Origin of the sequence: Siminovitchia sp. FSL W7-1587 (genome assembly GCF_037963795.1) — a bacterium.
Classification (GTDB): Bacteria; Bacillota; Bacilli; order Bacillales; family Bacillaceae_C; genus Siminovitchia; species Siminovitchia thermophila.
Genome location: NZ_CP150169.1, coordinates 2,898,580 through 2,919,632, shown reverse-complemented (window position 1 = coordinate 2,919,632; position 21,053 = coordinate 2,898,580). Strand labels below are relative to the sequence as shown.

Annotated in this window: 21 protein-coding genes; all 21 read right to left on the bottom strand. The window is 41.9% G+C overall.

All coding sequences use genetic code 11. The features are described 5' to 3' along the window. Nucleotides 1–142: 142 nt before the first annotated feature. The 21 genes from NST31_RS13685 to phnC all read right to left on the bottom strand — a co-directional run bounded on the left by NST31_RS13685 (nt 143) and on the right by phnC (nt 20,993). Entirely contained in the window at nt 143–784 is a 642-nt protein-coding gene (locus NST31_RS13685; RefSeq protein ID WP_339161302.1) for a class I SAM-dependent methyltransferase, read from the bottom strand. A gap of 227 nt (nt 785–1,011) precedes the next feature. After that, on the bottom strand, nt 1,012–1,662 hold the full coding sequence (locus NST31_RS13680; RefSeq protein ID WP_077113663.1) for a DUF4097 family beta strand repeat-containing protein: 651 nt from the start codon (nt 1,660–1,662) through the stop codon (nt 1,012–1,014). A gap of 31 nt (nt 1,663–1,693) precedes the next feature. Further along, the gene (locus NST31_RS13675) at nt 1,694–2,341 is read right to left on the bottom strand and encodes a GAP family protein (protein WP_339161299.1); all 648 of its coding nucleotides are present in this window, start codon (nt 2,339–2,341) and stop codon (nt 1,694–1,696) included. Next, nucleotides 2,341–3,087 carry a MerR family transcriptional regulator gene (locus NST31_RS13670; protein ID WP_339161296.1) on the bottom strand — a complete coding sequence of 249 codons (747 nt, stop codon included), beginning with the start codon at nt 3,085–3,087 and terminating at the stop codon, nt 2,341–2,343. The genes NST31_RS13675 and NST31_RS13670 overlap by 1 nt, the downstream gene beginning before the upstream one ends. A gap of 983 nt (nt 3,088–4,070) precedes the next feature. Then, entirely contained in the window at nt 4,071–4,691 is a 621-nt protein-coding gene (locus NST31_RS13665) for a DJ-1/PfpI family protein (RefSeq protein WP_077113660.1), read from the bottom strand. A gap of 628 nt (nt 4,692–5,319) precedes the next feature. Beyond that, nucleotides 5,320–6,039, bottom strand: a complete 720-nt coding sequence (locus NST31_RS13660; protein ID WP_077113657.1) for a Tad domain-containing protein — start codon at nt 6,037–6,039, stop codon at nt 5,320–5,322. Beyond that, entirely contained in the window at nt 6,036–6,425 is a 390-nt protein-coding gene (locus NST31_RS13655; RefSeq protein WP_339161294.1) for a TadE family protein, read from the bottom strand. Before NST31_RS13655 ends, NST31_RS13660 begins: the two co-directional genes overlap by 4 nt. A gap of 16 nt (nt 6,426–6,441) precedes the next feature. Continuing rightward, entirely contained in the window at nt 6,442–7,155 is a 714-nt protein-coding gene (locus NST31_RS13650; protein WP_077113656.1) for a hypothetical protein, read from the bottom strand. A gap of 31 nt (nt 7,156–7,186) precedes the next feature. Then, nucleotides 7,187–7,984 (bottom strand): hypothetical protein, encoded by a 798-nt coding sequence (locus NST31_RS13645; RefSeq protein WP_339161291.1) that lies wholly within the window; start codon nt 7,982–7,984, stop codon nt 7,187–7,189. Nucleotides 7,985–8,440: 456 nt separating this feature from the next. After that, nucleotides 8,441–9,238: a hypothetical protein gene (locus tag NST31_RS13640; RefSeq protein WP_077113653.1), complete on the bottom strand. Its 798-nt coding sequence runs from the start codon at nt 9,236–9,238 to the stop codon at nt 8,441–8,443. Nucleotides 9,239–9,343: 105 nt separating this feature from the next. Then, complete coding sequence (locus tag NST31_RS13635; RefSeq protein WP_339161287.1) at nt 9,344–10,648, bottom strand: hypothetical protein; 1,305 nt, start codon at nt 10,646–10,648, stop codon at nt 9,344–9,346. 32 nt (nt 10,649–10,680) lie between these two features. Further along, the gene (locus tag NST31_RS13630; RefSeq protein ID WP_339161284.1) at nt 10,681–12,090 is read right to left on the bottom strand and encodes a VWA domain-containing protein; all 1,410 of its coding nucleotides are present in this window, start codon (nt 12,088–12,090) and stop codon (nt 10,681–10,683) included. Nucleotides 12,091–12,116: 26 nt separating this feature from the next. Beyond that, nucleotides 12,117–12,326, bottom strand: coding sequence for a hypothetical protein (locus NST31_RS13625; RefSeq protein WP_339161282.1), 210 nt, complete (start codon nt 12,324–12,326; stop codon nt 12,117–12,119). Between the two features lie 17 nt (nt 12,327–12,343). Beyond that, complete coding sequence (locus tag NST31_RS13620; protein ID WP_077113649.1) at nt 12,344–13,282, bottom strand: type II secretion system F family protein; 939 nt, start codon at nt 13,280–13,282, stop codon at nt 12,344–12,346. 3 nt (nt 13,283–13,285) lie between these two features. After that, a complete protein-coding gene (locus tag NST31_RS13615; RefSeq protein WP_077113648.1) occupies nt 13,286–14,215 on the bottom strand; it encodes a type II secretion system F family protein in 930 nt (309 codons plus the stop codon). Next, on the bottom strand, nt 14,187–15,530 hold the full coding sequence (locus NST31_RS13610) for a CpaF family protein (RefSeq protein WP_339165560.1): 1,344 nt from the start codon (nt 15,528–15,530) through the stop codon (nt 14,187–14,189). The genes NST31_RS13615 and NST31_RS13610 overlap by 29 nt, the downstream gene beginning before the upstream one ends. An 81-nt stretch (nt 15,531–15,611) precedes the next feature. After that, nucleotides 15,612–16,748 carry an AAA family ATPase gene (locus tag NST31_RS13605; RefSeq protein WP_339161277.1) on the bottom strand — a complete coding sequence of 379 codons (1,137 nt, stop codon included), beginning with the start codon at nt 16,746–16,748 and terminating at the stop codon, nt 15,612–15,614. Between the two features lie 145 nt (nt 16,749–16,893). Next, a complete protein-coding gene (locus NST31_RS13600) occupies nt 16,894–17,595 on the bottom strand; it encodes an SAF domain-containing protein (protein WP_339161274.1) in 702 nt (233 codons plus the stop codon). 974 nt (nt 17,596–18,569) lie between these two features. Beyond that, entirely contained in the window at nt 18,570–19,433 is an 864-nt protein-coding gene (locus NST31_RS13595; protein WP_077113645.1) for an ABC transporter permease subunit, read from the bottom strand. Further along, nucleotides 19,433–20,218: an ABC transporter permease subunit gene (locus NST31_RS13590; protein WP_339161270.1), complete on the bottom strand. Its 786-nt coding sequence runs from the start codon at nt 20,216–20,218 to the stop codon at nt 19,433–19,435. Before NST31_RS13590 ends, NST31_RS13595 begins: the two co-directional genes overlap by 1 nt. 10 nt (nt 20,219–20,228) lie before the next feature. After that, entirely contained in the window at nt 20,229–20,993 is a 765-nt protein-coding gene (gene phnC, locus NST31_RS13585) for a phosphonate ABC transporter ATP-binding protein (protein ID WP_077113643.1), read from the bottom strand. Nucleotides 20,994–21,053 lie beyond the last annotated feature (60 nt).

Below are 21,053 nucleotides of genomic sequence, written 5' to 3'. Positions count from 1 at the left end.
AGTGCGATGAGACTCTGGACTCGGGCCGTCCAAGAAAGACATTAGACAAAGTCGCTGGGAATAAAAATAAAAGCGAAGGCTTTTCACTCCGCTTTTTGTAAAAATATGCTTTTCAAAACCAACTCCTCTCCATCAAGAAAGCTTACTGGCATCTATATATGCGGCATCCTAATCTATCCTTATACACCATGGATAAATATTGGTGCTGGTGAAGTGTGTGAAAATAGGATGGATCTATATTTTTTGAAAGTGAGAAATCCAAGGCATGGCACATATTCTGTGCGTCTGGATGCAACTTGAAATTTTCTGAAAGAACTTGTCGGAAACCGGCTTTTTGAAAATGGGCACACCATTCTGCCTCGCTCAGTAGTTGCCTCACCCCATAAAAGTGAAGAATCTGGGCTAACTCAGCTTCGGTAATCAAATTTTCCAGTGTCATTTCAATAGCCAGCAATATGCCATTTGGCTTTAACACCCGTTTGTATTCTGGTATGGACTTGGAGACATCTGTAAACGCAGTAACCGATTCGGACAAAATCATATCAAATGATTCGTCTTCAAAAGGCAGGTGTTCGGCACTTCCATAACAAGTCACGACCGGAAGCTGCAGCGAGCGAAATCTCTTTTTTGCCTTTTCGATCATAATTGTATGACAATCAAGGGCTGTTACGTGACAGCCGTACTTTTTTGCAATATAGGCAGAAGTTTGCCCTGTTCCACAGCCCACATCAAGGATTTTTGTAGTGCTACCGATTTTTTCCCTGGATAAGATGTTTTTTGTCAATTGCAGACCGCCTGGGTGGGCGCCTCCCACTCCGAAAAAAGCCAGACAATTAAGATAGGTGCTTTCCACATTCATTCCCGCCCTTTTGTTCAAGTTCTTGATATGATATTCAAAAGAGCGGCTAATGCCTCAACTTCGATACAAGAACAAACCATCTCCATTTGTATCCGTGCCAACCGTTTCTTCCTTTCCATTTAAAAACTTCTGTTTTTACGCCGCCTGGTGCTTTACTGTACGGTAATGTTTCCTGAAGCGGTCTCAATATCAACCTGATACAAGCCTTTTCCCCCTTTGCCCTCGATTCTTTTTTTATCTCCATGTTTAATGAAAAGCGGAACAGAAATGATTTGCTGGCCACTAGCCGTCTTCGTTGTTAACTGGATATCGGGTTCCTCCTTTTCATGTAATAAAAGATTTACATTGCCGCTTGCCGTTTGGGCAAAAACATCACTGTGAAAATCGGCAAATTCAAGGGAGATGTTGCCGCTCTTTGTAGTCGCTTCGATATGTTCCGTTTCTAATTCTTCCGATGTGATATTGCCCGAACCTCCGTTGATGAAGATTTTTCCTTTATAATCCTTTGGAATGTTCACGTGAAGATTTTTATTAAAGTTCATTTTTGGACCAATATTAAAGAAGCTTTTCTCCAATTTGATAGAGATTTCTTTTTTTCTTTTATCCATGATTAATTTTGAATGAGATGCCTCTAACTGAGATTGATTCACACTATTGATATGAACGTTCGTACTGCCATGATCAATATAGATTGCTTCGATTTTATTAAGATCGGCCGTTTCCTTTTTATTTCCGCCACCAGTCGCGCAGCCAGCCAAAAGCAAAACCGATAAAACCAAACAGATACACATCTTCTTTTTCAATTTGCTCGCCTCCCTATTACACACCAAAAAACTACGAATTCAATAATAAAATCAAGCCGGCGATCGTCATCATCCATGAAAGAGCGGACCCCGAGTTTTTTTCGATATATAATCTGATTCTTTCCAATGGTCCTTGCAGCCACCCTTTAAACAAGCAATGTGCCGCCAGCAACAGAATCCCTGGAAGAACCATGATCACATTATAGCCCGCCAGCATGGGGAGCCACTCCACCGGATGTAAATGTGCAGCCGTCATAATGCCTATAGCCGCAAAATAAGGCAACGCCGTCCCGACTTCCACCACTCCCGTTGTGAATCCGAGCGCCACCATCGCCAGCATGCTTGCACTCTTCGGCTTCCGCACTTTAGGAGCAGTTTTTTTTGTTGGCACAAAGAAACTGCCAATCAATAGAGCCAGTCCAATGATGAACATACCTCTGCTTACTATCATGTTGTCGGTTATATTGGAAATAGCCCTGGTTATAGTATCTAATCCCAACATGAGAATGAGCCCGGCCACAAAGTAGAAACACGCAACAGTACCCAAATAGACCATCAGCCTGCCCGTAACTTTGCTTCTCTCCGAAAGGAGCATATAGACGGTAACCCCCAAAATCGTCGGGCTTAGTGTATCCAACAGCGCCAATGCCCCTACTGAAAGCAATAAGGCCGTACTCATCACAAATCTCCTTTTTTACTCAAATAAATATCGGAAGCCGCTTCAAAAAAATCCAGCACTTCCGGTTCAATCGGATAAAATCCGGCCTTTTCCGATGCTTCCGGAGACTTCCGGACTTGCCAGACCTTTTCCAGAAATTCGTCGTTATTCCCAAAAGCTTCTTCCGACTTTTCAAATACGCGTCTGATGATTTTTTGGATTTGTGGTGCTTCCGGCCCCTTGTCCATATGTTTCTTCAATTGCGCTAGCAAGGAAATCCACTCCAATGTATCAGGATCGGTTCGATTGATGTTGGGCAGCTGTCTCAATAGCTCCACTTCTGATTCATTAAATACCTGTTTCCTGTATATGTCTCTGCTGTTAGGGTCCTTTGTATATAGCTTAATTAAGTGCTGAACTTTCAATAGATCCACTTCACCATCTATCGCTATTTCGTTTAATAACCCTTGCAAGGTCATTTCCATTTGTTCCAATTTCTTCTTTTCATTGGAAACAAAAGTCAACTGATCTTGCAAACACTCAGTCCAATTCCGTTCATTCGAAAGCATCTCTTTAATCTCGCCAAGACTGAAGCCCAGCGACTTTAAAAATTGAATTTCTTGCAGTTTTATCAGTTCTCTTTCTCCATATAACCTATGTCCTCCTTCCGTCTTGCCCGCCGGAAGAAGCAATCCGATTTGATCATAATAACGCAGCGTCCTCACTGTCACCCCGGTCCGCTTTTTTACTTCTTTAATGGATAGCAATGAAAACTTCACCTCACATAGAGTGTTTAACATCAGTATACAAGATGACGTAACGTCATTTTCAACTATCATTTAAGCCAATTTTTAAAAAAACTGTACGATATTTATGGAGGCCATCAACTCATCTGTTTAAGAGACATTTGAAAAGATCATCACCCATATTCGACAAAACCATGCAAGCTTTGTTTTAATCTTGTGCGAGATATTTAAATAAATAATGCCGTTCTTTTATTTTGGTGATCAAGGATGGGATACCAAAGAGTGACGGGGCGTAGTTATGCGCAGTCCGGACAGCATATTCCCTATTACCCTTGCCTCTCCGATCAGGAGACCTCCGCTTCGGATACACTTACGTTTATCTTTTTTACTGTATCCCTCACGAAAATACGAGCATGCGGCGGCTTCCAGTTATTAGTGGCCTCGCATCATGTGTGACCGCAGTCGGATTAACAATGCGCTCGCCATCTGCTTTAAGGACCATTATAGATAGCTCGCCAAACTCACAAATGAGGGCAAATGTATATCTCTTCATATAGCAAATGGCGCAAAAACTTTTGATGTTTTTAAAGAATAAGACATTAATAAACAAAATGAGGATGAAAAAGCGAGTGAAGTGTTCAAAACTGCTACAGTTGTAGCAATACATTGGGGGACAGGCAATCATCAAACTTACCGGAAAAAGCGTCGCTTAAATATGTTTTGAGCACGGGGAGGTAAATACGGGAAGTGAATACGCAAGAAAAAAAACGAAAGGACAGGGACGCGTGCGCATGCCACATGCAGGGGGAGAAAGGACAGGGCGTGCGGAAGCCAAATGCAGAAGGAGAAAGCACCCATGCAGTCTTTAAAGACAGCACGGGATACTGATACGATCCGAACTTGGGAAATACAAACCAATTAATAGTTTTATAATCATAGTATTTGTGACTTTCCACAATCCTTCAAGCCATTCTCGTTCAACAAAGCCGCATATTCAGATATTCCTAATGATATTCAATCGTGTTTGCCGTTCGAATAGCCGCTTCTTCGTCGAGAAGTCTTTCAACTATGTAAAGGGACATGTCAATCCCGGATGATATGCCGGCCGATGTCACGATGTCTCCTTGATCTATGTATTTGACGTCTCGAATGACCTCGATTTCAGGATAAGACTTTTGCAAGAGATGTAACGCCGCTTGATTCGTTGTGGCTTTTTTTCCATTCAACAATCCTGCCTTCGCTAAAAGAAAAGCCCCGGTACATACAGAAACAATCAAACTCTTTTTTGACTGTTGCGTGATCCAGTCGATAATGCTTGCATGGCCAGATACATTTTTGATGCCACGATATGGCCCTCCCGGGACAACAATCACATCAAAGCCGGGCGCTGTATCAAAACTGAAATCAGGCTGCACTTTTAAGCCATTATGAACCGTTATTGGCTCGCCATCTACCGAAACAGTATTTACAAGGAACGGCTTTTCCTTTAGGGGCAATTGATTTAAAAATAACTTGGGTACATCACTTTCTTTATTGGTAGATAAATTAAAAACTTCATATGGACCAACGAAGTCCATGGCATCAACATCGTCGAAGATCAAGATTCCTACATGGAATTGTTTCATTTCCTATACCAGCTCCTTTCTTCGACATTATATACCCTATCGGGGTATATGTAAATGAGAATGATTCATGTTGTAAAAAGCACAATTTCCAAATTGGAGGATATTTTCTTTTCCTCGATCGTATAACTACTCATTTGGAGAGTATTTCTTTTGGCTCGATAGGCCCCTACTAAGTGAAAGAGTATTTCCTTTTCCTTCATTTGAATTTTTCCCCAAAAAAGCACAGCTCTGTGATCATCTTTGTGCAAGAAGAGTTCCCTGATGAAACACCATCCGCCATTGATTTTCATTGCATTTCCAAATGGAACTTCTGACCTGTTTACGATCCAACATGTAAAAAAAGCAGAAAGAACCAAGTCATTTTCTCCTTCTGCTTTGTATTACTTTTGAAAATTTATCTCTGCTCGGTAAACGATCGACTATTCTCTGAGCTTCATTAGATGATTCTTTCTTATGAAAGGTATTGCCAGGCATGCAATGATTACCGTAAGCGGGAATTTACCGTCTCCTGCAACCCACTCGATGACGGTAACAGGAGTATAAATTCCGTATACAAAAATCATGATAAACAGATATATTCTGCGCCACTTCTTTTCCTTTGTCATGTCACGCATACCCACTTTCCATTTTATTCATCCAGGGAATGGGTTCCTCGAATCGATAAAAACTTGACAAAATCAATCTTGGGTCCGGCTGACTCTTGGAATAATTTCTTTTTGATTCCTTTGAGATAGTCGCCATAAGCTGTGGATTCCACATTGTTCGATGCTTTTACATAGATTCTTTCTTTTTCAAAAATGCGAATTTCCGCTTCGCTCGTATTTCCGTTATTTTCATGGATTGTATCTTTTGCCGCGGCTTTCATAGCGGGTATAATGTGAAAACGCAAATCATCATCTAATTGATCCCGTAACATATCTCCCCATTTTCCATTCTTAATTTCATCTGAAATCACTTGATTCATCGCTTTTCTTCTTGCTTCATTTTGACTGAGTTCGGGTTTGGCTGATTGGATTTTTACAGTCTCTTCATCTACTCTTTCGGCAATCGTTTTCGGATACAATTCACTGATGGTCGTCTCCGATTCAGGATCTAAACCCTCAAGCAGCTTTTTGTTCAAGTCATCTTCATAGGCATCAATTGAATCCCAAATTTGTTCATATAAAACGGCAGTCGCCGCCAGGCTCGCCTGTTGGGCAGTCGTGTTTGCCTGCTCTTTTACGGCCAATACCTTGGATAAATTTAACACAAAAACAAACATGATCATCATAACCGATAAAATGCCGATCATGAATATGGCCGCATTGCCTCGTTCATTGTTCAACCTTTTGCTCCATATTTGTTTCATTCAATAACCCTGCCTTTTGCGGTGGAAGAGAAAGGATAGGAGGTTGTACCAAAATATTTTTTGGGAAGAAACACAAACCGAATTTTCGCGTTGACCTCTGCCGTATAATTCTGATCTCCACTTATCGGCGCGCTTTGAAATGTAAGATAACCGCTGCCCGTTGAAATAATATCCCGAGCCGCCGAAGCCGCTTCACTTTTATCTTTCGTAATGGAATAAACCTTTCCCGCCTCATTCGCCGCAGATTGGATGAGCACAACGCCGTGGATGGTCACAACCAATTGCCATATAATGACCGCAATAAGCAACATAAAAGGCATGATTCCCAAAAACTCTATGGTGGCAGAGCCTTTTTCATCTTTTAACTTTTTTATCCACTTCATCATGTGTGAGCCCCTCCATTTAAATGACCGCCTCATTTTTGACTTCAAGAGAGTTTAATCCTTCACGCCATTTGATGACCAAGCTGGTTAAAATAACGACAAACACCGGAAAAAAGATCGTATTTAAAAAGATTTGCGTAATGACCACCGCTGCGTAAGAATCCGTTATTGATAAGAGAAGAAAATTTAATACGATCCCTATGATAAACTCCAATATGCTAATCAGGAAAATAAACAAAATGATTTTCCAAGAATGCTTCTTAAAAATTTGAAAGCTTTCCTTCGTGCTTTTCCATACAGACTTTCCATCCATGATTGCGATAATGGGAGCCGAAATAAATGCCGCCAATATGACGAACCCGGGAATAATAAAAAGAATAAAACCCAATACTGTCAGTAGTGAAATAACAGCCGAAAACAGAAAGATATGGAAGCCCTGTGCCGCAAATGTATAGAAAGCATTTTTTAATGGATTCTCTCTTCCTTCATATTCATTAACTGTATACTTGATAAAAGGAACCATCGCATAGATTAATAGAAGCATTGTAATGTAGGCATAGTAAATATCCGCAACTGAAAAAATGGAACCGTTTGTCGGTGTCACTGCATGAACGTAATTGGTTGTAAATGAATGCAGGAGCAATATCGGAACCTGCACTAAAAAAGCAATCAACAAAAATTTTTCATACTTGCCGACAAATAATGAAAAAGCATATGGTATTGGCTTATTCATGATATAAAACTCCTTACTCTCCAGGATTCATTCATAAAGCCGCCGGACCTCTCAACAGCTTTTCCCTGTCTTGTATTAATTTTTCAGCGTTCTTTATAATGCGTTCTTTTTTTATCTCGATTTGCTCTTCTTCCGAAAGATGCATTATATCCCGCTCATATGTGAACTCGGCCATCCCCTGCTCAAAGCTATCTTTGCCGGACTGCATCCCTTTTATAAATTGTCGGCTTTCAGTAGAAAATACTTTTTTTTCTTTCATGATTTTTTGGAAGAACTCCGAAAATTGATTGTCCAGTTTTTCCAGTATAAGCCCTTGTCTGAATTGCAGGAGATCGAGTTTTGCTAAAACAGTGAACGTGTCATCAATATCCTGATCCGTAATCTCTCTTTTCACTAATATATGATGATCATAGTAACTCTCATATTCATGATAAATACTGTTGAAGCGGACTTGCAGGTCCATTATTTCCTTAAGAAGCTGATTTCCTTCCCGCATTGTGGGGTCATCTGAAAAATAGGTTTCTACTGTGTCAATAACACCTTTAAAGTATTCGGGCAACACTTTGCTTCGCGGGCCGGCCAAATTAAAAATATTGTGGCCAGCAGCAGACATCAATTTGAGTGGGAAAATGGCCTCCCTGTACTCACTTTTTGGGCCGCCATCAAGTGATATGATGGCGTACCCTTTAAAGTCACTCGTCTTGCTTCCATGATAAATAACGTAATGATACTTTCTTCCGTTTATGTCATAAGCAAAAGGGTTTAAGCTATAACGTTCAAACCATTTTTTATAGCGTGCCGCTTCCTTCATTAACTTTTTATGCTCCATCTGTATCCCAACCCTCTCATCTCAAAGCATAAATGGCGGGCACTCATCAACAAATGATGGATAAATGTTTAGTATCAGGCTAGGCTGTTGCTACAATATGTAATCATTACGCTCACTGTTTTATCAAATTTCTCTTTCACCACTCAAATGAAGTTTCGGCTATTGTCCCGAAAATCCACTTGTTATATTGCCCTGTTTCTTGAATTCTTGTTTGTGTTTTCTTTTTCATCTTATAAAGTGAAACTTCATTCAGTAGGAGTTTTCTTCCCTCTCCTTCTGAATGTTAGTTGAACGAATCGGCCATTTAGGTGCTTTTTTTCTCCCCACTTAGACCTTTTGTATCAACTCAGGTCTTGATGTGGTGTATATGGCACCTTACATGCGGGGTAAAATCTTGTTCCTCACTGTTTACGAAATCAGCTTATTCATGATAAAACTTCTTCTGTAAGGTGTCGACTATAAGGCGGCGGGCCCTCTCAAGTGTTTTTCCCTGTCTTGTATGAATTTTTCAGCGGCTTTTATCATGTATTCTTTCTTTTTCTCGATTTGCTCTGCTTCCGGAAGATGCATTATATCCCGCTCATAAGTGAACCCCGCCAACCCTTGTTCTAAGCTATCTTTGCTGGACTGCATCCCTTTTATAAATTGTCGGCTTTGATTAGACAGTACTTTTCTTTCTTTCATGATCTTTTGAAAGAAATCCGAAAATTGATTGTCCAGTTTTTCCAGCATTAGCCCCTGTTTGAATTGCAGGAGATCGAGTTTTGCTAAAACAGTGAACGTGTCATCAATATCCTGATCCGTAATCTCTCTTTTCACTAATATATGATGATCATAGTAACTCTCATATTCATGATAAATACTGTTGAAGCGGACTTGCAGGTCCATTATTTCCTTAAGAAGCTGATTTCCTTCCCGCATTGTGGGGTCATCTGAAAAATAGGTTTCTACTGTGTCAATAACACCTTTAAAGTATTCGGGCAACACTTTGCTTCGCGGACCGACTACCTCAAAAATATTGGCGGAAGCAGCCGACATCATTTTGAGCGGAAAAATGGCCTCCCTGTACTCACTTTTGGGGCCGCCATCAAGTGATATGATGGCGTACCCTTTAAAGTCACTCGTCTTGTTTCCATGATAAAGAACATAATGATATTTTCTGCCGTTTATGTCATAAGCAAAAGGGTTTAAGGTATAACCTTCAAACCATTTTTTATAGCGTGCGGCTTCCTTCATTAACTTTTTATGCTCCATCTGTATCCCAACCTTCTCATCTGAAAACGTAAATGATTGGCACTCATAAACAAATATGGATGAATGTTTAGCGTCAGACAAGGCTGTCCCTACAACACGCAATCATTATTTGCCAAACAAGCCTTTGAACTTGTTCCAAGTATTCTTGGCAACGTCTTTGGTCTTGTTCCATGCCTTTTTGGCAGTGCCATCCGCAAAGAATTTCGTTACTTTGGATGCTCCCCAAACAACTCCACCGGCAACCATTAAACCGGCACCGACGGCTTGGCCGCCCGGAATGGCGGATGATACCATACCGGCATTAAAAAGCGTTTCCCCAAAACTTGCCGTAGCATCTGCAGTGGCGGCTGTTTTTTCGGCACCACTGGCATTGCTATTCCATACATCAATTGCCTTCTTTGTATTTATTGCTGTGTCAACGGCAGAGAATCCGGCGCTGATTCCCGCGCCCACTGCTGACAGTTTAGAAACAGCTCCTATCGCAGGGGCGGTGGTGGATGCCCCTCTTGCAACTGTCGAGCCAAAACTTCCACCCGTGCGAAGTTGGTGAAGTGTACTACCCGCGTCGTAGACGCCTTTCCCTTTATCATAAAAATCTTTGGCATCAGAAGCAGCGTTTACGTACCACGGGATCCTCTCCCCCATGCCCATTTTTACGCCATTTAATAGCATCCCGGTCATATAACCGCCGGCAGCGCCAAAACCACCGCTTCCGCCACTCGTATAGGATCCTATCATACTAACTTGACCGCCCACGACATCGTTGGCTATATATTTGGTTACATCGTAAGCAGTGGGACTGTTGGTTGAGGCTCCTCCACCGGAATTTCCAGGAGCGTTCCACGGGGATCCATTATAGCCGGGGGTATTCCATGGGTTCCCGTTATAGCCGGGAGCATTCCACGGATTCCCGTTATAGCCGGGGGCATTCCACGGGTTCCCGTTATAGCCAGGGGCATTCCACGGGTTCCCGTTATAGCCGGGGGCATTCCATGGGTTCCCGTTATAGCCGGGGGCATTCCACGGATTCCCGTTATAGCCGGGCGCATTCCACGGATTCCCGTTATAGCCGGGCGCATTCCACGGATTCCCGTTATAGCCAGGGGCATTCCACGGATTCCCGTTAAATTCTGATCCGTTCCAGTCGCTGACTCCTTCTCCGGGTCCCTGGTTCCAAGACTTTCCTTCCCAGGTGTCGCCTTCCCAAGTGTCGCCTTCCCAGGTGTCACCCTCCCAAGAATCACCTTCCCAAGAATCACCTTCCCAGGTATCGCCTTCCCAAGTGTCACCCTTCCAAGGATCGCCAGTCCAAGGAGCGACTGCTGCAACTGGCAGCGCAAACGATTGAAACAAAATGAAAAACAGCGCGATCAGTGCAGCAGTTCTATTTAATATTTTCGGGTTCCTCATATTTGATTCCTCTCTTTATTACCCAAGGCTGTCTATTCAGTGGTTGTATTCGATTGGTATTTTTCATTTATTTGCTTTTTAATTTCTTCCGCTTTCTCCACATTTAATTGGTCCAACTCATCTCTGATCTCATCCTGTATCTGATTCGCCAGTGCGTCTACCTCTTTATTTCTATTTCTTAATTCATCTTTCTGATGAACATCGATCTTTCCTTCATCTTTCATGATTGTTAGAACCTTATTGAGATTCAGAAACTGCTGTCTCGTTTTGCTTCCCCAATTATTAGAAAACCCGATAATCTCAAAACTCTGTTCCACTCTTTGATGGTCAACATCCCTAATGGAATCTTTCTTCCACTCTTCCCATCTTTCCAAAACTTCATCAGCACGTTTGAATTCTTCCTGTAATTCCTCCCCATTGTTGACGGTTGTGTAAGTGCCGTCAGCAATTCTTGCCATCTCTTTCAACTGCTTCTGGGCGTCCGAGTCCACATTAAACCCGATAATATTGATAATGGGAGAAATACCGGAATCGCTTAATGCCTTGGCCTCTTGTACAGGGTCCCCGTCGCAAGTTTCAACCCCATCACTCACCAAATAAATTAAGTTGGTAGTTGTTTTCGGATCAAAAGCTTCCATCGCTTCCCTCGCCTGCTTCAAAGCACCTGAGATCGGTGTCCATCCGCTCGGTTTAAGAGTTTTCAAGGCTTCTTGAAACGTTGATTCATTATAGGTTTCATAACCATATAGTTGCTCAATACTGGAGCAAGACATTTTCTTGTCCCCATCTGAACCGCTCCCTTTATGACCATACACACGCAAGGATACATTCGCCTCTGCCGGAGCACTTGAAAGAAAATCCGTAATCGTCTCTTTGGCAAGGTCCATCATCGTTTTTCCATTGATGACATTTGCCATGCTGCCGCTCGAATCAAGAATGACTTCAATATTATAGTTTTCTTTGAATTGATATTTTTCATCTGGAAGATCAGGATTGCCGGACATGGCAAATTCCCACTTGCTCATTATATCTTGCGGATCGGGAAAGTCGCTGGCCACTTGGCCATATACATAACGAAAATACTTGTCATAATCCTCTTCCGTCGCCTCTTTAGGCAAGGCAGGCATATCTTTTATGGCCTCGATGATTTTCTCCTTGTCCTCATTCAAGTCCAAAACCCGGTCTCCGAACGGACCTGCCGGCTGGTTAATCAGATCGTTTGCATTTTTCGGTATTTCTTGTAAGTCGGAGAAAAAAGATTCCTGCTGTTCTTCATTATCCGCTTGTTTGCCATCTTTTTCTCTTTCAGATCCTTTATCTTTTGCTTCCTCTTGGACTGGTTCTTTCTTGACATCATCCTTGTTGGAGTCCACATCTTGTTGGGCATTGCAGCCGGCAAGAACAAGGAAGGTAAAAAGCAAACTGAATGCGTATTTTTTCATTGTGTTACCTCCCTCGATCTGAATTTTTATCCAATTTTATCAATAAACTCTACAAATTTATCCTTTACCGTGTTACCAAAATCCCCGCCCGAAAAAGCTGTTGAAATAACACCGACAGCGATGACGACAACTGCGGCAATACCAATCCACTCAAGGGTCTGCGAGCCTCTTTCATTTTGAACGAACCCATTCATTTTGTTGACGCTTTTTACATATAATGCAGTTAATTTTTTCATATTGATCTCTCCTACTATTAATTTAATAAATTAAAAATGCTATTGTCTCCAAAAATCAAGTTCAAGACCATCAACCCGGCAATCATTAAAATGGATACTGGCGCCACTACAAAAGTGGTCACCATTGTGACTTTCGGCGAGGCTTTTGCCGCCAATTCCTTGATTTGCTCCTCACGGATTTGACGCAGGGCTTCCGCCTGGATTTTAAATGTTGTCGCTATTGGCACACCTAATCTTTCTCCTTGAATCAAACCTTTAATGAGGCCTTGAAATTCCCGATTGTCATTTCTTTCCAATAAATTCCGATAAGCTGTATCGCGCGGCACCCCTAAATTAATTTCATAAAGGAAACGGGAAAATTCTTCCCTCAGAGGTCCGTCAAAGAAGCGAATCACCTCCTTTAATGCTTGGTCTAAACTGACTCCTGCCTGGAGACTTGTGCTGATCGTATCGAGAAAATCCGGCAAATCAAGCCGCAGGGCTTCCTGCCTTTGCTTCGCTTGTGTCCGCACGATGATAATCGGCGTGAAGTAGCCGGCAAGCGGAAGGAAGATCAAGCCATATTGGGAAAAAGGAAGCCCGATAATGAAAGATAGCACTCCCACAAAAAAGCCAACCACCATCAGGAATATTTTTATCCCTTGAAATTGTTGAACGGACAACTGATATACATTCCCGGATTTTTTCAGCCAAACGGCAACATCTTCATTTTCACTGAAAAAATTGATCCTTTCTCCCAGATCGGAAAATTCATCTGCATATCTTAATACTTTCTGGACGATGGTTGCCCGACTGCTTTTTTTCATCTTTTTCTTGCTGAACGCATCTGTATGGGTGACCTCGGAAACGTGGTCAATCAGCAGACGTTTTTGTTTGATATAAGCGGATAAATGGCTCATTGTCAGTATGATTGTCAGCCAGAAAAGGATTACGCATAAAATGATTAATGCATCCATGTGTTACACCCTAATATTTGTAATTTTGCGGATCAGGAAAAAAGAAAGGGCAATTCCCAGTAAAAACAAAGTCAAAATGACCAAGCCCGGGGCTGTCCATAGCGGTTCAATAAAACCTTCGATGATGTTATTCATCACGAGCAAAAGAAAGATCGGCAATGCCGGGACAATATAGGAAATATACTTTTGCTCCGATGTCATCGTCTTGATCACCTGGGTGAGAACTTTTCTTTCCTCCAGCGTATTGGCCATCGTTTCCAGCGTCAAAGCCAAGTTTCCGCCTGTTTTCTTTTGAATGAGCAACGTCGCAATAAACAATTGAAAGTCTCTTGATTTATTCTTTTTTTGTGTTGATTTTAAAGCACTTTCCAGTGATACCCCAAGCTTCAATTCATGGGATATCCGTTTAAACTCTGTTCCCGCCGGTTCCGGAATTTCCTTCGCTACCAAGTCAATTCCTTGGCTGATCGTCAGGCCGGAGCGGGCAGCGTTTCCAAGCATTCTGCAAACATCGCCAAGCTGTTCATTGAATCTTTCTTCGTATTTATTTTTTCTGAGATAAAATAATGTATAATGTGAAACGATCAGCAAACCTATGGCAATCAATATGCTTACAATAGGAGGCATGTTGAAAATGTTTAAAAATAATACCGTGAAAACAAGAAAGCCCAAGATGTGGATTCCTATGTATTCTGAAGGAAGAATTTTTAAATTCGCATTTTGGAGCTTGCCACTGATCTTTTCCGCGCCTCTAGATTGATCGTAGCGGTCGCCCCATACGCTGATAAAGCTTTTTCTTTGTTCCTCGGGAAACCAGCTGCGGACTTTTTTGTACCACTCTTTTTTTTGGGATCGATAACCAAGGAAATAATAACCGGAAAACAACAGGAGCAAAACAGATAAGCTATACAAAATAGGAATGCTTAGATTCATGGGCTGCTCCTCCTTTTGCTTCAAAAACCGCAGGATCTATATGGATGCCTTGCACGTTCATTTGTTCCAGGCATCTTGGGATGACGCCTGTTGCTGTAAAATGCCCCTCTACTTTTCCTTTAGAATCAATGCCGGTTTTATTAAAACGAAAAATATCCTGGACTTTAATCCGATTTTGATCATCGACATAAACTTCCGCGATATTCACAATTTTTCTCGAGCCATCACTTAATCTTTCTGCCTGAAAAATATAGTCAAGAGCTCCGACAATATATTCCCTGACGATATGGGGCGGCAAATCCATCCCGGCCATCACCACCATCCCTTCCACTCGGCGTATGGCATCCGCCGGCGTGTTGGCGTGCACGGTTGTCAATGATCCTTCATGTCCCGTATTCATTGCCTGAAGCATATCGAAAGCCTCTGCTCCGCGGACTTCACCGACAATGATACGATCGGGTCTCATCCGCAAGGCGTTTCGTACCAATTGCCTGATGGTGACCTCCCCTTTTCCTTCTACGTTGGCAGGGCGGGCTTCCATGCCGACCACACTTGAACGGTTCAGGCGAAGTTCCGCTGAATCCTCTATGGTGATAACACGTTCATAACCCGGAATGGCTTTTGCCACCGCATTTAGGAGTGTTGTTTTCCCGCTTCCCGTTCCTCCGGAGATCAGCACATTCATTTTCACCTCTACAAGTGCTTCAATAAAGCGGGCCATTTCCTCATTTAAAGAATCAAAGGAAATCAAATCCTCCATTTCAAATGGGGTTTTTCTGAACTTCCTGATTGAAATGAGCGTCCCGTTCAAGCTGATGGGAGGGATAACCGCATTGACACGGCTGCCGTCCGGCAAGCGTGCATCCACCATTGGCGAACTTTCGTCAAGCCGTCTCCCAAGGGGGGCGATCACCCTGTCAACGATGTGACGAATATGTGCTTCATCCTTAAATGTGATATTTGACCGCTCTAATCTTCCTTTTTTTTCTATAAAGACTTCATTAGGGCCATTCACAAGAATTTCTGTGATGCTTTCGTCGTTTAATAAGGACTCCAAAGGTCCGAATCCGACACTTTCATCAATAATGCGTGATAGCAGAATATCTTTATCGCTTCGGGGAATGATGACTTTTTCTTCGGCCATAAACTGGTTGATCAGCCGTTCGATCGTCAGCCTTCTTTCCCCTTCGCTTAAGCTGATCAAATGTTCCAGATTCGTTTCTGCCAACAGGCGCAATTTATAGTGCTCTACCAATTCATCAATAAACGGATTGGATTTAGACAAATGAAGGTGATCCTCAACAAGCTCTTCAATTTTGACTGGATCGAATTTTTTCCGAAAGAGCGACAATGACGGCACCTCCTAGTGTTATCCTCACTCTTTGAAACTACTGTTTTATTTAAGCATGGAATGTACCCATTTATGTATATCTTTTGCCGCCAAAATCATCTTCTTCTCTTTTGGCTGGGTGCGAATAGGATTCCCTTTGTTGATTGCTGCCTGAACACCTTTGATATCTCTTCTAATTTCTGCGGCGACAGGGTAGGAGACAAATCTCTCCAAATCTTTCTTTGTCAATTCATTCTCTCTGCCTTTTTTATTGATGACAAACTCGAAACGGTCTTCGGTTGCAATGCCGAGCCGCTGAAAGAGATCTTCTACGCTTTTTAATAGGCGGATAGATGGGGTGTCCATCGTAATCGGATAATAGATGCGATCCGCCTCTACGAGAGCCGCGTATGTCGATTCATCAATCGTTGACGGCAGATCAATAATAATGAAATCATATGTTCTTCGGCAGGCTCGAAGGAGCCGGGTGATAAATTCGCCGTCAACACTTTCCGCCAATTCTGCATCACGGGGACTGATCAGCATCTCCAATTTGGAGGAAGGTTCACCTTCTGCGATATTTCGAATATGGTTTTCGTTAATTTCTTTTATGACTGGTTTTAAGTCGATGATGGACCTTTCGCTATCCATCCCCAGAAAAGTCTCTGCCCCGCCAAAATGTAAATTCAAATCTATAAGCAGTACCTGGGCTGTAGATTCCAATTTTAAGGTTTGGGCAAAAGTGGTGCTGAGAAATGTCTTGCCAGAACCGCCCTTTCCGCTGTAAAAGGCGAAAATTTGCCCGGTTCCTCTCTTGAAACCGCTGGTAGAAGCTGTTTCCGCCATGGTTTCTTCCCTTATGCTCAGTTCCCGAATACGATTTTCCAGCACGTGGATTTCATCCGGCAGTACAATATAGTCAATTGCGCCCAGCCGGATAACATCACGAAGCAAAAGAAAGTCTTGACTGTCGTGGATGTATAAAATCGCCATATGTGGATTTTCTTCCAGCAATTGAGGTATTATATCCAGCGGTGAGGCTGATTCGTTTTTTATTAAAATAGCCAGACCGACTTGTTGAAACTGAGACTGAATTTGATTGGGATGGATTAACTGCAGCTCGTACGAATCTAGTCTTTGTTCAATCGATTGGTAAAGTTCATTTTGTTCACCAACTATTACTATGGCTTTACTCGTATTCATGGTTACCTCCAACTATAATCACGGCTTTCTTCATTCCGTGCCGATCAACAGCGATATTCAATTAGGCTGTTTCTTTTGGGTTTGCCTTCTGCTCTCATTTTATTTCGTTTTCGCGCTATTTTTCCCCATTTTCTTTCAGGTGTTTTTACTTTTTTTCTGGAGTTGGTTGCTCCGCCGCTGGTGTTTCCGGTGCTGGCTGTTCCGGCGCTGCTTTGGCCTTATCTCGACCTTCCCCCGGTTTTCCCACATTTGCCTTTACGATTCGAACGCTGTCCGCATAATTTTGCATATGTATCAGTTGTGGCGCCTGTTCAGTAGGAATTTCCAACTGGACACCTTTAAATTTATTTTTTTCCTTCGAAACGCGGGCAACTTTTACATCTTTCATAAAATAGGTCGTTTGTTCTTTGGAATCGAAACGATGGGAAACAATAATATCAACGCGATCCAACGCTTCCAACTGTTCATCAAAAATAATTCTGTCCGATCTCATGACGGAAATGAGACGGTTATTCTCTTCAACTACGGAAGAAGTTTGTTTGAGCATATTGCCTGTAATAATATCTCCCTTTGATAAAGGAACCATAGACACTTTATTTACCAATTTTTCGGTGTTAGTAATATGGTAATCTTTTAAATATTTTTGAGGAATCTCTTCAAACGTTATGTCCTCAGGCCGTATTAAAGTTCTGGATGGAATGTCTTGGTTCGCAGTCACAACTTGAACCATTGTTCCTAAATTTGTATTTAGGGCTTGGACTTTTTTTAATATGAGCATACCTGCTGTTATTGCCAGCAATAAGGATATAGAAAAAAATATAATCGCTTTTCTTTTCGATTCCAGCATTTTCTCCCTCGTGACTCCTTTAATATCAAGTTAGAAAAAAAGTTTCCTACTATAATAGTTAATAACATCTTTCCGTACAGCAGGTCAATGCGCCCTCATTCGCCATCAAAAACGCTTATACATTTACAAGTACCTATCAATGAACATTTACATATAACAAAAGTAATAAAATCATTCTATGAAGCATTACTATTCTCTCTTTATTTATCCTTTTTTTGGTAAATTGTTTGAAGGTGGAAAATAACTAGACACATTCTCTTATTTTTCTTTTTTTCTTATATGATGAGGTTTTTCTCCTTCACGACCATTTATTCTGATTTTTTAGTTATTTGTCCTGCTTTTTCATTGTTTCATTCCCGGTTAAACGGTGTCATAAACCTTACCTCCTATTTTTAAAATAACCAGTCGCATAAAATCGCTGTGTTCGTAAAAAACCCATTGTTTGTTTTTCTAACGCGCAGAATGGATGAAACATCAAGCTCATGGACTTTCTTGTTTACCATTCCTGTTGTCAAAAAGCCGCTGGAATCAAGCAAGCGGTTAAAATCAAATCGTTAGGATTCCCTCTGATAGCAGTGGAGATTTCAAGTAGTCATCCATCCGATTTCATGTATACCTTTCCAATTTTCCGCAACAATCCAGAGACGGAACGGCCAATCGCCCTTGATGAGATTACCTTGGTTTGCACGGAGCAATGGTTATTGCTTTCGTATCTCTTCATATGAATAGTCGAATGGATCAGCAAAAGAAGGGGAGATCTAATAGCCATTTTTCGGCCCTTAGACTTCCCCCCTTCATTTAAAACGTAGTGCTATCAAATAGGACAGCCAATAACCTGCAAGAGTGTAGTATTGCAGGCTGACTTCTTCTCAGCGTGTTATTCATCGTCCCTAAGAATTTTGAAAGCTGGAAGTATATCTACGATCATTAAAAACACACAACCATCACTTATCATGTGTAGAGATGCTCTGCGATCATCGAACAGCTTCTTTCATTAAATAGCGCTTCTTTAATCGAGTAGACGTCAATTCCAACAGCACAGCGACAAGAAGGATGGCGTACGTAATAAAGCCGACTTCCCGCACGTCAAAATAAAAGCTTGACGCCATAAACAATTCAAAACCGATTCCTCCGGCACCTGCCGCCGCTCCCATGGCAACCGCTACGGTAAAGTTTGTCTCAAACCGCAGGAATGTCCAAGATAACAGGGATGTAGCCGCAGAAGGCAGTACAGCGTTTGTCACAACATGCCACCAGCTTGCCCCGGAAGCACGCAAAGCCTCAATAACACCGTCATCCAGCTCCTCAAATGACTCTGCGAACGCCTTAACCAAGAAGGCAACGGTATGGAACAGCATGCCCAAGACGGCTGCTTCGCTGCCCAGCCCCGCGGCAATCGCAAAAATAAGTACCCATAATACTGTAGGAACAGCCCGGATAAAAGCCACAATCACAATGATTGTATTGGCGATCGGTTTTGGCGAGAGATTTCTGGCGGCAAATAAGGCAATAAACAAAGATAATACAGCACCTGCTATCGTAGCTAAAAACCCCAGACCGACTGTCAAGGTTATTTGATATAAAGCCTCTCCCAAAGAAAAATTATTGAGGGAAGGTTGCAGAAATACCAGTTTTAAATTGTTTAGCGTATCAATTGTCGCCTGCGCAAAATGAATATCTTTATAATCAAGCGCAAAAAACCCATAAACGGTTAGAAGCGCCAAGCTCACAAACGTTGCTGTCATGACAATCTTTGATTTATTCCAGTTCGTGATCTTTATTTTACCTGAATGGGTTGTCCTCAATTCCAAGGCCGGGCTGCTTTTGGCCGTAATCATTATAAAATCACCCTCCTTACATAGTTTGAGATTAGCTCTATTCCAATGACAACAACGACAATACTCATGGTAATCAGACTTACCATGTTATAATCCATGCTCTTGTAATATAAATCGAAGGAAAAACCAATTCCTGTTCCCGTTAAAATTCCGATCAATGTCGAGCTGCGAATATTCGTTTCGATCATAAACAAAATCCAACTGACGATTTGTGGAGCGCATTCGGGGATTACGGCATTGTGCACTACTTGGAAATAAGTAGCCCCTGTTGCTTTAAGGGCTTCTACGGAACTGTTGCTCGTTTCATCAATCGTTTCAGTAAATGCACGTGTTAAAAATCCCAATGTTGTTAAAAACAAAGCAAAATAACCGGTAAGGGCATTTTGTCCGAATGATAGCAATAAAATTAAGGCCCAAGCAACAATCGGTACATTACGAAATACAGAGGCGATAAAGCGGCTTAACGTACTAAAAAACATATTCACTCTCGTTGCTTGTGATCCCAGAATGGCAAGCAATAAGGCAAAGACACTTGCTGTAGTAGTGGAAATGATGGATAAGATGATGGTTTCCAGCAACTTATCCAGGATGGAGGGCAGCTTTTGCAACGATTCACCCGTTATCATAAGATTCGATGCAATCCATTTAAAAGCCTCAGAGACAGATAAGAGGCTATGCATAAATTTAAAGTTGGTTATATTGGCTGATAGGAGTGTCATTCCAATAAGAACGAGTATGAGAAGCGTTAATTGGCGATTCTTTTTTCTAAGCACATCGATATTCATTGTTTTCCCCCTATTCCATAATCAGGTCGCCAGCCTCAGATCCGTAAATACTATGAATGATATCCGGTGTCAGCCCTTCTGCCGGACCATCGTATACGATCTTGCCGCCGTTTAACCCGATAATGCGGTCTGAATACCGTTTCGCCACATCCACCTGATGTAAATTAACGATACACGTAATATTCATGCTTCGGGATATATTTTGTAAATGATCCATAATTACTTTGGAAGCATTCGGATCCAATGAGGCAATCGGTTCGTCACAAAGCAGTATTTGCGGATGCTGTATCAATGCCCGGGCAATACCGACCCGTTGCTTTTGCCCGCCACTTAATTGATCGCATCTTTTGTACACATGCTCCATCATGCCCAGTTTTTCCAACAGGGTAAATGCTTCCTCTTTTTCCGTCTCTGAATATCGCTTTAAAATGCCTTGAATATTGGTCTTATAGCCTAATCTGCCATGCAGTACATTTTCGATGACAGTCAAACGAGACACCAAATTATAATGCTGGAATATCATGCCAATTTGCGTTCGATGTTTACGCAAGTCTCGTTTAGATAAATTCATGACATCGACATTCTGAAAAATAATTTTCCCGTTTGAAATATCCACCAAGCGATTGAGGCAGCGAAGCAATGTCGATTTACCGGCCCCTGAAGGTCCGATAATAGATACAAACTCTCCACTTTCGATGTTAAAGTTGACTTCCTCCAGCACCTTTTTATCCTGTTCATACTGTTTAGAGATATTTTTCACTTCTAAAAGCGGCATCTATATTACTCCTCACTCGTTTTTACTCAAACAAAAGAGCGTATGGAAGTTTGAGAAATA

What these genes read in the sequence shown, in the direction of transcription:
- NST31_RS13630 (WP_339161284.1), bottom strand. Translation starts at nt 12,090, where the DNA reads ATGAAAAAATACGCATTCAGTTTGCTTTTTACCTTCCTTGTTCTTGCC.
- NST31_RS13600 (WP_339161274.1), bottom strand. Translation starts at nt 17,595, where the DNA reads ATGCTGGAATCGAAAAGAAAAGCGATTATATTTTTTTCTATATCCTTA.
- NST31_RS13675 (WP_339161299.1), bottom strand. Translation starts at nt 2,341, where the DNA reads ATGAGTACGGCCTTATTGCTTTCAGTAGGGGCATTGGCGCTGTTGGAT.
- NST31_RS13665 (WP_077113660.1), bottom strand. Translation starts at nt 4,691, where the DNA reads ATGAAACAATTCCATGTAGGAATCTTGATCTTCGACGATGTTGATGCC.
- NST31_RS13635 (WP_339161287.1), bottom strand. Translation starts at nt 10,648, where the DNA reads ATGAGGAACCCGAAAATATTAAATAGAACTGCTGCACTGATCGCGCTG.
- phnC (WP_077113643.1), bottom strand. Translation starts at nt 20,993, where the DNA reads ATGCCGCTTTTAGAAGTGAAAAATATCTCTAAACAGTATGAACAGGAT.
- NST31_RS13640 (WP_077113653.1), bottom strand. Translation starts at nt 9,238, where the DNA reads ATGGAGCATAAAAAGTTAATGAAGGAAGCCGCACGCTATAAAAAATGG.
- NST31_RS13650 (WP_077113656.1), bottom strand. Translation starts at nt 7,155, where the DNA reads ATGAATAAGCCAATACCATATGCTTTTTCATTATTTGTCGGCAAGTAT.
- NST31_RS13605 (WP_339161277.1), bottom strand. Translation starts at nt 16,748, where the DNA reads ATGAATACGAGTAAAGCCATAGTAATAGTTGGTGAACAAAATGAACTT.
- NST31_RS13620 (WP_077113649.1), bottom strand. Translation starts at nt 13,282, where the DNA reads ATGGATGCATTAATCATTTTATGCGTAATCCTTTTCTGGCTGACAATC.
- NST31_RS13645 (WP_339161291.1), bottom strand. Translation starts at nt 7,984, where the DNA reads ATGGAGCATAAAAAGTTAATGAAGGAAGCGGCACGCTATAAAAAATGG.
- NST31_RS13660 (WP_077113657.1), bottom strand. Translation starts at nt 6,039, where the DNA reads ATGAAACAAATATGGAGCAAAAGGTTGAACAATGAACGAGGCAATGCG.
- NST31_RS13655 (WP_339161294.1), bottom strand. Translation starts at nt 6,425, where the DNA reads ATGATGAAGTGGATAAAAAAGTTAAAAGATGAAAAAGGCTCTGCCACC.
- NST31_RS13625 (WP_339161282.1), bottom strand. Translation starts at nt 12,326, where the DNA reads ATGAAAAAATTAACTGCATTATATGTAAAAAGCGTCAACAAAATGAAT.
- NST31_RS13595 (WP_077113645.1), bottom strand. Translation starts at nt 19,433, where the DNA reads ATGATTACGGCCAAAAGCAGCCCGGCCTTGGAATTGAGGACAACCCAT.
- NST31_RS13615 (WP_077113648.1), bottom strand. Translation starts at nt 14,215, where the DNA reads ATGAATCTAAGCATTCCTATTTTGTATAGCTTATCTGTTTTGCTCCTG.
- NST31_RS13590 (WP_339161270.1), bottom strand. Translation starts at nt 20,218, where the DNA reads ATGAATATCGATGTGCTTAGAAAAAAGAATCGCCAATTAACGCTTCTC.